Origin of the sequence: Rhodoplanes sp., from assembly GCF_013377085.1 — a bacterium.
In the GTDB taxonomy this organism is placed as follows: Bacteria; Pseudomonadota; Alphaproteobacteria; order Rhizobiales; family Xanthobacteraceae; genus Rhodoplanes.
Genome location: NZ_JACAAX010000009.1, coordinates 123666 through 136162 on the forward strand (window position 1 = coordinate 123666; position 12497 = coordinate 136162).

The window sequence follows — 12497 nt, forward strand, 5'->3', positions numbered from 1 at the left end:
GACTTCACCGATGTGACCGCACGGCGGCGGCGGCGTGTGGCTGGGCGCCCTCAGCTCAGCAGCACCGCAAACCCCTTCGCGACCGCGGGGCGCGCCATCATGGTCTCGTACCAGCGCTTGACGTTGGGGTACTGGTCGAGATCGACCTGATGGCGCTCGTGCCGCCACGCCCAGCCGACGAGGGCGAAGTCGGCGATCGAGATGTCGCCGGTGAAGAAGGCGCGGTCGGCGAGGCGGCGGTCCATCACGCCGTAGAGCCGGTGCGTCTCCTTCTTGAAGCGCTCGAGCCCGTAACGGCGGTCCTGCTCGTTCTCCACCTGCAGGAAATGGTGCACCTGGCCGGGCATGGGGCCGAAGCCGGCCATCTGGAACATCAGCCATTCCAGCACCGGCACGCGCCCCCGCAGGTCGCGCGGCATGAACAGGCCGGTTTTCTCGGCCAGATAGATCAGGATGGCGCCTGATTCGAACACGCTGATCGGTTCGCCGCCGGGCCCGTCGGGATCGACGATCGCCGGGATCTTGTTGTTCGGGCTGATCGCCAGGAAGGCCGGGTCGAACTGCTGGTTCTTGCCGATGTCGACGATCTTGATCGTGTAGGGCAGCGCCATCTCCTCGAGCGCGACGCTGATCTTGCGGCCGTTGGGGGTGTTGAAAGCATAGAACTCGATCGCCATGCGGGGTCCTCGTCCGGCGCCGTGGGTCGCGCCGCATGACCGAATAGTCGAATGCCGCGCCGGCGTCCACGCGCCCCGCCGCAAGCCTGCAACGCTTCAAGTCCGGGCGGCTGCGTGCTAGCACGGCTGTCACGCGACACGGGACCCTTTCGACATGCAACCGGCATTTGCGAGCGACGGCACCACCGCCACCCCGATCTGGCTGGTCGATCCGGCCGGCTGGCCGGCGTTGCGTGCAAAGCTCGATCCGGCGGCGGCGGCGTTCGCGGACGCCGTCGGCTTCGAGCCGAAGCCCGGCCGCCACGCGCTGCTGCCCGATGGCCGCGGCCGCTTCGCCGGGGTGCTGTTCGGGGTCGAGCCGCCCGGCCGGGCCGGGCGCGATCCCTTCCTGCCGGGCCGCCTGCCGGGCCTGCTGCCGCGCGGCATCTACCGGTTCGCCGAGGCGCCCGCCGACGCGCGGCTCGCCGCGCTAGCCTTCGCGCTCGGCGCCTACCGGTTCGGCCGCTACCAGAGCGGCGGCGATCGCGAGGTACGGCTGGTGCCGCCCGACGGCATCGGCCAGGATCTCGGCTGCGTCGCCGAGGCCGTGTATCTGGCCCGCGATCTCGTCAACACGCCGTCGAACGAGATGGGCCCGGCCGAGCTCGAGGAGGTCGCCCGCAAGCTGGCCGAGCGCCATGGCGCGTCCGTGCGCAGCATTGTCGGCGATGCGCTGCTGGCCGAGAACCTGCCGCTCGTCCACGCGGTCGGCCGCGCCTCGACCCGGGCGCCGCGGCTGATCGATCTGACCTGGGGCGATCCCGCCGCCCCCAAGGTGACGTTGGTCGGCAAGGGTGTGTGCTTCGACACCGGCGGTCTCGACCTCAAGACCGAGACCTCCATGCGCCTGATGAAGAAGGACATGGGCGGTGCCGCGAGCGTGCTGGCGCTCGCCCACATGATCATGGAGCGCGGCCTGCGCATCCGCCTGCGCGTGCTGATCCCGGCCGTGGAGAATTCCGTCTCGGGCGACGCCTTCCGGCCGCTCGACGTCTACCCGTCGCGCAAGGGCCTCACGGTCGAGATCGGGAATACGGACGCGGAGGGCCGCCTGGTGCTGGCCGACGCGCTGACGCTGGCCGACGAGGAGGCGCCCGACCTCCTGATCGACATGGGCACGCTGACGGGTGCGGCGCGGGTGGCGCTCGGGCCGGATCTGCCGCCCTTCTACACCGAGGACGATGCGCTCGCCGGCGCGCTCGCCAGGCACGCCGCCGCCGAGCACGATCCGCTGTGGCGGATGCCGCTGTGGCGGCCTTACGAGTCGATGATCGAGTCCAAGGTCGCCGAGGTGAACAATGTCGGCACCTCGGGCTTCGCCGGCTCGATCCTGTGCGCGCTGTTCCTCGGCCGCTTCGTCGCCGCGGCGAAGAGCTGGCTGCATCTCGACATCTACGCCTGGACGCCGTCGGCCAAGCCCGGCCGGCCCGAGGGCGGCGAATGCCAGGCGGCCCGCGCCCTCTATGCGCTGCTCACCGAGCGCTACGGATGACCTTCGATCCGCGGCTGACGCCGGCGCGGGGCGATCTCGCGGCGGCACATCTGGAAGGGCAGGTCGAGGCGACGCGCTTCGTCGAAGGCCGCGTGCGCGACGTGGTCGAGCCGCAGGCGCCGCTGCGCCGCCGGCGCGAGCCGGATGCGCCGCTCGACACCGAGGTGCTGCTGGGCGAGCGCGTCACCGTCTACGAGGACGACGACGAGGGCTGGTCGTGGGCGCAGCTTGCCGACGGCTATGTCGGCTATCTGCCGAGCCACGCGCTGGCGCCGCCGGGGCCGACGCCGACGCACCGCGTCGCGGCGCTGCGCACCTTCGTGTTTCCGGAGCCGTCGATCAAGACCACGCCGCTGGCGATGATCTCGCTCGGCTGCCGGGTCGCGGTCGTGCGCCCCGAGGGCGCGTTCGCCGTGCTGGCGTCGGGCGGCTTCGTCTTCGCCCGCCATCTCGCTGCGATCGACACGACGGAGCCGGACTTCGTGGCGGTGGCGGAACGGTTCGCCGGCACGCCCTATCTGTGGGGCGGCAAGACCAGCCTCGGGATCGACTGCTCCGGCCTGGTGCAGGTGTCGCTCGCAGCAGCGGGGGTCGCCGCGCCGCGCGACAGCGACATGCAGGAGCGCGAGCTCGGCGCGGCGCTCCCCGATCCGCACGATCTCGCGGCGCTGCGCCGCGGCGACCTGATCTTCTGGAAAGGCCATGTCGCCATCGTGCGTGATGCCGACACCCTCGTGCACGCCAACGCCCACCACCTGATGGTGGCGATCGAGCGCACGGCCGACACCGTGCGGCGCATCGCCGAGGCCGGCGGCGCCGTGACCAGCGTGCGGCGGCTTGCCGGGCCGACGCCCGGCATGTGAGCATGGTCGGCCGGCCGCAGGGCCGGACTCAGCGTGGAGCGACCATGACTCTCGCCGATCTCGCTTGGCTGGCGATGGCGGCCTACGCCATGCACATCCTCGAAGAATACATGTTCGACTGGCGCAACTGGGCTCGCGCCGTGATCGGCCTGCCGGTCGAGTGGAGCGACTTCTTCATCACCAACGCGGTCGTCGTCGCGCTCGGCATCGCCCAGGCGATGCTGGCGCCGACGCTGCCGCTGGCGCCCCTGATCTATGCGGCGCTGATGATCATCAACGCGATCTTCTTCCACGTGCTGCCGTTCGTGACGATGCGCGGCCGTTTCTCGCCCGGCCTGGCCACGGCCGTGGTGCTGTTCCTGCCGCTCGGCGTCGCGATGTTTCGCGCCGCCGCCGCGCAGGGCGATCTCGACCTGCTGACGTTCATCGGCGCGGTCGCCGGCGGCGCACTCCTGATGGCGAGCCCGGTCGTTATGCTGAAGCTGAAGGGAAGGCCCTACTTCGATCAGCAGCGAGGTTGATCTCGCCGCAGCGGCGTGCCGCGGCGACGACCGCGGCGCACATGCGCCGCCGTCACTTCACCAGCGGGCAGCCGCCGTCGGCCAGCGGGCGGAACGCCTGCTCGGCCGGGATGGTGGCGACGAGGCGGTAGTAGTCCCACGGCTGCCTGGACTCCGCCGGCGCCTTGACCTCGAACAGATGGATCGGGTGCACGGCGCGGCCGTCTGGCCGCACCGTCAGGTCGCCGAACAGCGGATCGTTCAGCGGCGTCCGCTTCATCTGCGGCACGGCCTCTCCGGCGTCGTCGCTGCCGACCGCCGCGACGGCCCGGAGATACGCGAGTGTCGCCGAGTAGACGCCGGCCTGGCCGGCGCTCGGCATCTTGCCGTTCATGCCCGGCCGGGCGGCGAAGCGTCGCGCGAAGGCGCGGGTGTCGTCGTTCATGTCCCAGTAGAACGACTCGGTCAGCAGCAGGCCCTGGGCGGTCTTCAGCCCCATCGCATGGATATCGTCGATGAACACCAGGAAGGCGACCAGCGACTGCCGTCCGTCGCGCATGCCGAACTCGGACGCCTGCTTCACCGCGTTGACGGCGTCGGCGCCGGCATTGGCGAGCCCGATCACCTTCGCCTTCGAGGCCTGGGCCTGCAGCAGGAACGAGGAGAAATCGGCGGTGCCGAGCGGGTGGCGGCTGGAGCCCAAGACCTTGCCGCCGTTCCTCACCACATGGGCCGTGGCCTCCGACTCGATGCTCTGGCCGAGCGCGTAATTGACCGTGACGAAGTACCAGCTTTCGCCGCCGCGCTTCATCATGGCTGCGGCCGTGCTGTTGCCGATAGCCCAGGTGTCGTTCACCCACTGCACCGTGTTGGGCGAGCAGCTCCGGCCGGTCAGCTCCGAGGTCGCGGTCGAGGAGGCCAGGAACGTCATGCGGGTGCCGCGCGTGATCGCGGCGACGGCGAGACCGACGCCTGAGTTCGGCACGTCGACGACGGCGTCGACTTTGTCGACGTCGAGCCAGCGCCGCACCGTCGCCGAGCCGATGTCCGGCTTGTTCTGGTGATCGGCGTGGACGATCTCGACCGCGATATCGCGGCGCTCCCGGGAAAAATCCTCGGCCGCCATGCGGGCTGCCTCGACCGATCCCATGCCGGTGGTGTCGCTGAACACGCCGTTGATGTCGGTCAGCACGCCGATCCGCACCACGCCGTCGGAGATCTCGGCGGACGCAGCCGCGCTCGCGGTGAGAATCAGCACGCCGACCAGAAAAGAGGATCGCATGATCAGCAACTGATCTGGTCGCAGCGGCGCACCGCTGCGATCATCTGTTCCAGCGCCGTGCGGCCCGGATGGCCCAGCACGGCGACGCCCTTGATGACGAAAGACGGCGTCGCCTGCAGGCCCAGCGCATTGCCGAGCCGCACATGCGCCAGCATGGTGTCGGTGACGGCGTCGTCGTCGGCCGCCGCCGTGATCTTCGGCACCGGGAAACCGAGCTCCTTGGCGACGGCGAGCGCGCGTTTGCCGTCGACGGTGCCGCGGCCGGCATAGATCTTGTCGTGGAACGACAGGAACTGCGTCGGCGTGCCGAGCTTTTGCACAGCGAGCTCGACGCGCCCGGCCTGGATGGATTGCACGCCGAGCACCGGGAACGGCACCAGCACCAGCCGAAGCTCGCGGTCGGCGGCCAGGATCGCGGCGACGTCGGCCGCGGCCTTGCGGCAGAACGGGCAGTTGAGGTCGTAGAACTCGGCAAGCGTGACGTCGCCCTTCGGATTGCCGACCACCACGGCGCCGGGCAGCGCCTCGATGCGGCTCTCCAGCTCCACCGGCACGCGATAGTTGACGACCGGCGAGCCATCCTGGCCCTTGATCGGGAACAGGCTGCCGTCCTGGGCGCCTGCACGCGGCGCGAGCGCCGACACGGCCAGGAGAGCGAGCAACGCCGCCGCGACGGCGGCGCGCAACCGAAACCTGCACATTCCTCAATCCTCTCCCAGGAGCCCGCCGAGCCGCCCGCGGTTCAGCGCGAGCCATTGCAGCGCAATGATCAAATAGCCGTTGAAGATGGTGCCGGCGCCGAGCGCAGCGATCGCCTCGTCGATCGGCACGCGGATCGGCCGCGTGTGCTCGATCTCGTGGTCGGCGCCCGCCTGGTCCGGCACCTGCGCGGCATCGACCGAGACCAGGAAGATGGTGGCGAGCTCCTCCAGCATGCCGGGCGCCGGCATGAAGCTGAACACCTCGCGCAGCGCGCGCGGCGCCACGCCGATCTCCTCGATGCACTCCCGATGGGCGGCGGCGGCCGGCGCCTCGCCGTGGTCGACATAGCCGGCCGGGACCTCGAGGATGTCGCCGCGGCCGGTGGCGAGATGCGAGGCGAGGCGGAACTGGCGGATCAGAACGATCTCGTCGCGGCCGAGATCGACCGCGATGATGCCGACGGTGCGGCCGATCCGCAGGATGTCGCGCGACATCGTCGCCGGCGTTCCGCCGTGATCGATGGTGACCGAGTAGCGCTCGAACCGCCGAAAGCCGGGGCCGATCAGCTCGGGCCCGTCGAGCCGCACCTCGGCCGGCGTGTCGGCGAGAATCTGGGACGGGGGAGGAGATTGCTTGGTCATGCGCGGGTCATAGCACGGGGTTCATGAGTTGGTCATTCCGGGGCGCCGCGCAGCGGTGGACCCGGAATCCAGCGGGATCTCGGCGCTTGTGGTTGGATTCCGGGTTCGCACCGGAGCCTGCACTCGGACGGCGCGAAGCGCCGATCCGGGTGGTGCGCCCCGGAATGACGCAAGACATCACTGCGCCACCACCCCCTCGGGGGAGATGTCGAGATTGAAGGCGGCAGCGAACAGGGCCCGCGTATACGCGCTTTTTGGGGCGTTGAACACCTCGGCCGCCGGGCCTTCCTCGACCACCTTGCCGTGCCGCATCACGATCAGTCGGCTCGCCAGCGCGGCGACCACGCGCAGATCGTGCGAGATGAACAGATAGGTGAGGTTGCGGCGCTTCTGCAGGTCGCGCAGCAGGTCGACGATCTGCGATTGGATCAGCATGTCGAGGGCGCTGGTCGGCTCGTCCAGCACCATGAAGGTCGGCTCCAGCACCAGAGCGCGGGCGACCGCGATGCGCTGGCGCTGCCCGCCCGAATACTCGTGCGGGTAGCGAAACCGCGACTCTGGATCGAGGCCCACGTCGGTGAGCACGTTGATCACCCGCTGCTCGCGTTCGCCGGCCGACATTTTCGGGTGATGCACCCAAAGGCCTTCCTCGATGATGTTGGCGATCGACATGCGCGGCGACAGCGAGCCGAACGGATCCTGGAAGACGATCTGCATGTCGCGGCGGAACGGCCGCATCTCCTTGAACTTCAGCCCCTGCAGCGGGCTGCCGAGAAAGACGATCGGTCCCTGCGACGAGATCAGCCGCAGGATGGCGAGGCCGAGCGTCGTCTTGCCGGAGCCGGATTCGCCGACCACGCCGAGCGTCTCGCCCTTGCGCACCGCGATGTCGATGCCGTCGACCGCCTTGATGTGGCCGACCACCTTGCGCAACACGCCGCGCTTGACCGGGAACCAGACCTTGAGATCCTTGGTTTCGACCATCACGGGCGCGTCGGGCTGCAGCGGCGCCGGATCGGGCTTCGGCTCGGCTGCCATCAGCTCGCGCGTGTAGGGATGCTCGGGGGCCGTGAACACGCGCTCGACCGGCCCGTGCTCGACGATCTTGCCCTGCTTCATCACGCTGACATGGTCGGCGATCTTGCGCACGATGCCGAGGTCGTGGGTGATGAACAGCATCGCCATGCCGAGGCGGGTCTGGATGTCCTTGAGGAGCGCGAGGATCTGCGCCTGCACGGTGACGTCGAGGGCGGTCGTCGGTTCGTCGGCGATGAGGAGGTCGGGCTCGTTGGCGAGCGCCATGGCGATCATCACGCGCTGGCGCTGGCCGCCGGAGAGCTGGTGCGGATAGCTGTCGAGCCGGCCCGCGGGGTCGGGAATGCCGACCTGCTCCAGCAGCTCGACGATTCTTTTGCGCGCGGCGCCGCCGGTGAGGCCGCGGTGCAGCAGCAGGATCTCGGCGATCTGCTTCTCGATGGTGTGGAGCGGATTGAGCGACGTCATCGGCTCCTGGAAGACGATCGAGATGTCGTCGCCGCGCACCCGGCGCATCTCGCTATCGCCGAGCGCGATCAATTCCTGACCCTTGAACGTGATCGTCCCCGAGGGATGGCTCGCCGCCGGATAAGGCAGCAGCTTCATCACCGAGAGCGCCGTCACCGACTTGCCGGAGCCCGATTCGCCGACCAGCGCCAGCGTCTCGCCCTTGCCGACGTCGAACGACACCCGATCGACCGCGAGAATGTCGCGCGCGCCCTGGCGGAACGACACCGAGAGGTCGCGTACGGAGAGGAGGGGGGATGTCATGTCGTCACCCGAACGCCTTGCGCGGATCGAAGGCGTCGCGCACCGCCTCGCCGATGAAGATCAGCAGCGACAGCATCATGGCCACGGTGAAGAAGGCCGTGAGGCCGAGCCATGGCGCCTGGACGTTGGCCTTGCCCTGGCCGAGCATCTCGCCGAGCGAGGGCGAGCCGGGCGGCAGGCCGAAGCCGAGGAAGTCGAGGGCGGTCAGCGTCATCACCGAGGACGACAGGACGAAGGGCAGGAACGTCAGGGTCGCCACCATGGCGTTCGGCAGCAGGTGGCGGAACATGATCAGCGTGTTGGAGACGCCGAGCGCGCGCGCCGCCTGCACGTACTCGAAGTTCCGTCCGCGCAGGAACTCGGCCCGCACCAGGCCGACCAGCGACACCCAGGAGAACAAGAGCAGGATCCCGAGCAGCACGAAGAAGCCCGGCACCAGCACCGAGGAGATGATCAGCAGCAGGTAGAGCGACGGCACCGAGGTCCAGATCTCGATGAACCGCTGGAACAGGAGATCGGTCCAGCCGCCGAAATAGCCCTGCACGGCGCCGGCCGCGACGCCGACCGCCGACGACACCAGCGTCAGGCACAGGCCGAACAGCACCGACAGGCGGAAGCCGTAAAGCAGGCGGGCGACCACGTCGCGGCCCTGGTCGTCGGTGCCGAGCCAGTTGTATTCGAGGTCGCGGCAGCCGGAGAGGTGCTTGCGCTCCACCACGGCCTTGCACTGCGCCTCGGTGAGCATCCAGGTCGGCGGCGAGGGGGCGGGCGTCGGCAGGTCGAGATTGTGGGAGTTGTAGGAGTAGCGGATCGGCGGCCAGACCATGGTGCCGCCCTTGTCGGCGATCTGTTTCTGCAGATAGGGATCGCGGAAATCGGCCCGCGTCTCGAAGTCGCCCCCGAACGTCGTCTCCGGATAGTCGACCAGCACGGGAAAGTACCAGTGGCCGTCATAGGTCACCAGGAACGGCCGGTCGTTGGCGATGAACTCGGCGCAAAGCGACACGACGAACAGGACCAGGAACACCCACAGCGAGACGAAGCCGCGCCGATTGGCCTTGAAGTTCAGCCAGCGGCGGCGGGTGATCGGCGACACCTTGAGCGGGCGCATCTCGGGCAGCACGCTGAGCCCGGTCGGCCCGACGGCCTGGGTGTCGGGCGTCTTGCCGGGCGGCGCGCCGGCCGGGCCGGTCGGTCGGATCGGTGTGGTGGGCGCGTCCATCTCACACCTCCCGGGTCTCGAAGTCGATGCGCGGATCGACCCAGGTGTAGGTGAGGTCGGAGATCAGGTTCACGATCAGGCCGACCAGCGAGAAGATGTAGAGGGTGGCGAACACCACCGGATAGTCGCGATTGAGCACGCTCTCGAAGCCCAAGAGGCCGAGCCCGTCGAGCGAGAAGATCGTCTCGATCAGCAGCGAGCCGGAGAAGAAGGCGTGCACGAAGGCGCCCGGGAAGCCGGCGATGATCAGCAGCATGGCGTTGCGAAACACATGGCCGTACAGCACCTGCCGCTCGGTGCAGCCTTTTGCACGCGCCGTCAGGACATACTGCTTCCTGATCTCGTCCAGGAAGGAGTTCTTGGTGAGCAGCGTCATGGTGGCGAAGGCGCCGATGCCCATCGACAGGATCGGCAGCACGAGATGCCAGAAATAGTCGAGGATCTTCTCCCACCAGGCGAGCCGCGCCCAGTTGTCCGAGGTCAGCCCGCGCAGCGGGAACCAGTCGAAGAACGAGCCGCCGGCGAACAGGATGATCAGCAGGATGGCGAACAGGAAGCCCGGTATGGCGTAGCCGATGATGATGACGCCCGAGGTCCACACGTCGAAATGCGAGCCGTCCTTCACGGCCTTGCGGATGCCGAGCGGGATCGAGATCAGATAGGTGAGCAGCAGCATCCAGACGCCGAGCGACATCGAGACCGGCAGCTTCTCCTTGATCAGGTCGATCACGCGTACGTCGCGAAAGTAACTTTTGCCGAAATCGAACGTGAGATAGTTCTTCAGCATGATGAAGAACCGTTCGTAAGCGGGCTTGTCGAAGCCGAACTGCTGCTCCAGGCGCTTGATGAATTCGGGGTCGAGCCCCTGGGCGCCGCGGTATTTCGACGAGGTCGCGTCCAACTGGGCGCCGCCCTGCATCTGCCCGCGTGCCCCGAAGTCGCCGCCGGCGGAGCCGGAGATGCGCGAGGTCGCGCCGGTGTCGGAGCCGGAGAGCTGGGCGATCACCCGCTCGACCGGCCCGCCCGGCGCGAACTGTACCACCACGAAGGACACCAGCATGATGCCGAGCAGCGTCGGGATCATGAACAGGATGCGGCGGAGGATATAGGCGGTCATGTCGTACGACGAACCTCTGTTTGTCACCTCCCCCTGGAGGGGGGAGGTCGCCGAGCGCAGCTCGGCGGGAGGGGGTGATCGGCGCAGCCGGCGTTTGCGGCTTCACCCCACCCCGGTCGTCCGCTGCGCGGACGCCCGACCCTCCCCCTCCAGGGGAGGGTGAAGGCAGAGCGGTACTCTATCCTCTTCCCTCGGCCTTCGCCGCCTTGGCCGCGTCGGTCCACCAGATCTCCGGGGCGCCGCGGGCGTAGCGGGGCTTGGTCGGCGGGCGGCCGAACACGTCCCAGTAGGCGAGCCAGTGCGAGGCCTTGTACCACTGCGGCACCCAGTATCGGCCGGCCCGGATGACGCGGTCGAGCGCGCGCGCCGCGATCACCAGGTCGGCGCGGGTGTTTGCCGCGATGATCGCCTCGATCAGCGCGTCGACCACCGGGTCGGCGATGCCGGCGAGATTCTGCGCGCCCTTCAGGGCCGCAGCCTGCGACGAGAAATACGTCCGCAATGCGTCGCCGGGCGTGGTCGAGAAGGAGAAGCGCTGGATGGTCGAATCGAAATCGAAGCTGTCGACCCGGGCGCGGAACTGCACGGCGTCGACCATGCGCAGGTTGGCGTCGATGCCGAGCACGGCCAGGTTCTTGATATAAAGCATGTGATGCGGCTGGAAGGCCGGCTCGTCGAGCAGGAACTCGATGGTCACCGGCTCGCCGTTAGGCGCCACCCGCTTGCCGTTCTTCACCGGATAGCCGGCGTCGACGAGGAGCTGGGTGGCGCGGCGCAGGAGCGTGCGGTCCTGCCCCGAGCCGTCCGACACCGGCGGCACGAAAGGCTCGCCGAACACCTCGTCCGACACCTTTCCGCGGAATTTTTCCAACAGCGCCAGCTCGGCGCCTTCGGGCTTGCCCTGCGCCATCATGTCGGAGTTCTGGAACACCGAATGGGTGCGCTCGTAGGAGCCGTACATCAGCGACTTGTTGGCCCACTCGAAGTCGAAGGCGACGATCAGCGCCTCGCGCAGCTTGGGGTCCTTGAACTTGTCGCGCCGCGTGTTGAGGAACCAGCCCTGCGCGCCGGACGGCGTGTCGTCGGGCAGCACGTCGCGCTTCACCCGGCCGTCGCGGATCGCCGGAAAGTCGTAGCGGGTGGCCCAGATGCGCGAGGTGAACTCCTCGCGGAAGAGATAGTTGCGCGCCGTGAATCCCTCGAAGGCGACGTCGCGGTCGCGATAGAACTCGTACCGGACGGTGTCGAAATTGTTCTGCCCGACCGACACCGGCAGGGCCGCACCCCACCAGTCCTTGACGCGGTCGTACTCGATATAGCGCCCCGTCTCGAAGCGGCCGACCCGGTAGGGGCCGGAGCCGAGCGGAACGTCGAGCGTCGTCTCGTCGAACGGCCGCGCCGCATAGTAGACGCGCGAAAAGATCGGCAGCGCGGCGACGAACAGCGGCACGTCGCGGGCTCGTCCTGTCTTGTAACGCACCGTCACGTGGGCGTCGTCCAAAACCTCGGCGCTGATCACGTCGCGCATGAGCTGGGTGATGATCGGGTGGCCCTTGTCCTTCAGCGTCGTCAGCGAGAAGGCGACGTCGTGCGCCGTGATCTTGGTGCCGTCGTGGAAGCGCGCTTCGGGGCGCAGCGTGAAGGTGTGGGTGAGACCGTCGGGGGCGATGCGCACGCGGCTGGCGGCGAGTCCGTACATGGCGTCCGGCTCGTCGCTCGCTCGCGCCATCAGGCTGGCGAAGGTCAGCTCCAGGCCGAGCGCCGCGTCGCCGCGCAGAATGTAGCTGTTGAGCGTGTTGAACGTGTTGAAATTCTGGTTGAACTGGCGGCTCGAGCCGATCAGCGAGAACACGCCGCCCTTCGGGGCGCGCGGATCGACATAATCGAAATGCGGAAAGTCGGCCGGGTATTTCAGGTCGCCAAAAGCCGACAGCCCGTGCGTCTCGGTGCCCTCGGCCGGCTCGGCGCGAACGCGGGTCGGCGCGCCGCCGCCCGCAGCGACAAGCGCGGCCGTGCCGGCGAGCAGCAACATTTGCCGGCGGTTCAGGTCGTGGTTGTCAGCTCGAAGTCCACCCTCCCCTGGAGGGGGAGGGTCGGGCGTCCGCGAAGCGGACGACCGGGGTGGGGTGAAGCCCCAAAGACCGGCTTCGCCGATC

At 68.6% G+C, this 12497-nt stretch carries 11 protein-coding genes; 3 read left to right on the forward strand and 8 right to left on the reverse strand.

All coding sequences use genetic code 11. The features are described 5' to 3' along the window. Window positions 1-50: 50 nt before the first annotated feature. On the reverse strand, window positions 51-677 hold the full coding sequence (locus tag HXX10_RS09285) for a glutathione binding-like protein (RefSeq protein ID WP_296521892.1): 627 nt from the start codon (window positions 675-677) through the stop codon (window positions 51-53). 154 nt (window positions 678-831) lie between these two features. Here HXX10_RS09285 and HXX10_RS09290 point away from each other — a divergent pair, with 154 nt between their 5' ends. From HXX10_RS09290 to HXX10_RS09300, 3 genes are read left to right on the forward strand one after another with little or no spacing between them, the layout of a single operon-like run. Beyond that, window positions 832-2208: a M17 family metallopeptidase gene (locus HXX10_RS09290; protein ID WP_296521893.1), complete on the forward strand. Its 1377-nt coding sequence runs from the start codon at window positions 832-834 to the stop codon at window positions 2206-2208. Continuing rightward, window positions 2205-3071: an NlpC/P60 family protein gene (locus tag HXX10_RS09295; protein ID WP_296521894.1), complete on the forward strand. Its 867-nt coding sequence runs from the start codon at window positions 2205-2207 to the stop codon at window positions 3069-3071. Before HXX10_RS09290 ends, HXX10_RS09295 begins: the two co-directional genes overlap by 4 nt. A 44-nt stretch (window positions 3072-3115) precedes the next feature. Further along, entirely contained in the window at window positions 3116-3592 is a 477-nt protein-coding gene (locus HXX10_RS09300; RefSeq protein WP_296521895.1) for an HXXEE domain-containing protein, read from the forward strand. A 52-nt stretch (window positions 3593-3644) separates the two neighbouring features. Here the strand turns inward: HXX10_RS09300 and HXX10_RS09305 are convergent, their stop codons facing one another. From HXX10_RS09305 to HXX10_RS09335, 7 genes are all read right to left on the reverse strand, one after another. Then, on the reverse strand, window positions 3645-4853 hold the full coding sequence (locus HXX10_RS09305) for an ABC transporter substrate-binding protein (protein WP_296521896.1): 1209 nt from the start codon (window positions 4851-4853) through the stop codon (window positions 3645-3647). 2 nt (window positions 4854-4855) lie between these two features. Next, window positions 4856-5554 carry a thioredoxin domain-containing protein gene (locus HXX10_RS09310; RefSeq protein WP_296521897.1) on the reverse strand — a complete coding sequence of 233 codons (699 nt, stop codon included), beginning with the start codon at window positions 5552-5554 and terminating at the stop codon, window positions 4856-4858. Window positions 5555-5557: 3 nt separating this feature from the next. Beyond that, window positions 5558-6196 (reverse strand): NUDIX hydrolase, encoded by a 639-nt coding sequence (locus HXX10_RS09315; protein WP_296521898.1) that lies wholly within the window; start codon window positions 6194-6196, stop codon window positions 5558-5560. A 177-nt stretch (window positions 6197-6373) separates the two neighbouring features. Continuing rightward, window positions 6374-8002: an ABC transporter ATP-binding protein gene (locus HXX10_RS09320; protein WP_296521899.1), complete on the reverse strand. Its 1629-nt coding sequence runs from the start codon at window positions 8000-8002 to the stop codon at window positions 6374-6376. A gap of 4 nt (window positions 8003-8006) precedes the next feature. Next, entirely contained in the window at window positions 8007-9113 is a 1107-nt protein-coding gene (locus tag HXX10_RS09325) for an ABC transporter permease (RefSeq protein ID WP_296521923.1), read from the reverse strand. 112 nt (window positions 9114-9225) lie between these two features. Next, window positions 9226-10341 carry a microcin C ABC transporter permease YejB gene (locus HXX10_RS09330; RefSeq protein ID WP_296521900.1) on the reverse strand — a complete coding sequence of 372 codons (1116 nt, stop codon included), beginning with the start codon at window positions 10339-10341 and terminating at the stop codon, window positions 9226-9228. A gap of 178 nt (window positions 10342-10519) precedes the next feature. Then, window positions 10520-12373 (reverse strand): extracellular solute-binding protein, encoded by a 1854-nt coding sequence (locus tag HXX10_RS09335; RefSeq protein ID WP_296521901.1) that lies wholly within the window; start codon window positions 12371-12373, stop codon window positions 10520-10522. Between the last annotated feature and the right edge of the window lie 124 nt (window positions 12374-12497).

Excerpts from the sequence above, each read along its gene's own strand:
- HXX10_RS09300 (WP_296521895.1), top strand. The coding sequence starts at position 3,116 with ATGACTCTCGCCGATCTCGCTTGGCTGGCGATGGCGGCCTACGCCATG.
- HXX10_RS09330 (WP_296521900.1), bottom strand. The coding sequence starts at position 10,341 with ATGACCGCCTATATCCTCCGCCGCATCCTGTTCATGATCCCGACGCTG.
- HXX10_RS09325 (WP_296521923.1), bottom strand. The coding sequence starts at position 9,113 with ATGCGCCCGCTCAAGGTGTCGCCGATCACCCGCCGCCGCTGGCTGAAC.
- HXX10_RS09290 (WP_296521893.1), top strand. The coding sequence starts at position 832 with ATGCAACCGGCATTTGCGAGCGACGGCACCACCGCCACCCCGATCTGG.
- HXX10_RS09305 (WP_296521896.1), bottom strand. The coding sequence starts at position 4,853 with ATGCGATCCTCTTTTCTGGTCGGCGTGCTGATTCTCACCGCGAGCGCG.
- HXX10_RS09320 (WP_296521899.1), bottom strand. The coding sequence starts at position 8,002 with ATGACATCCCCCCTCCTCTCCGTACGCGACCTCTCGGTGTCGTTCCGC.
- HXX10_RS09285 (WP_296521892.1), bottom strand. The coding sequence starts at position 677 with ATGGCGATCGAGTTCTATGCTTTCAACACCCCCAACGGCCGCAAGATC.
- HXX10_RS09335 (WP_296521901.1), bottom strand. The coding sequence starts at position 12,373 with ATGTTGCTGCTCGCCGGCACGGCCGCGCTTGTCGCTGCGGGCGGCGGC.
- HXX10_RS09315 (WP_296521898.1), bottom strand. The coding sequence starts at position 6,196 with ATGACCAAGCAATCTCCTCCCCCGTCCCAGATTCTCGCCGACACGCCG.
- HXX10_RS09295 (WP_296521894.1), top strand. The coding sequence starts at position 2,205 with ATGACCTTCGATCCGCGGCTGACGCCGGCGCGGGGCGATCTCGCGGCG.
- HXX10_RS09310 (WP_296521897.1), bottom strand. The coding sequence starts at position 5,554 with ATGTGCAGGTTTCGGTTGCGCGCCGCCGTCGCGGCGGCGTTGCTCGCT.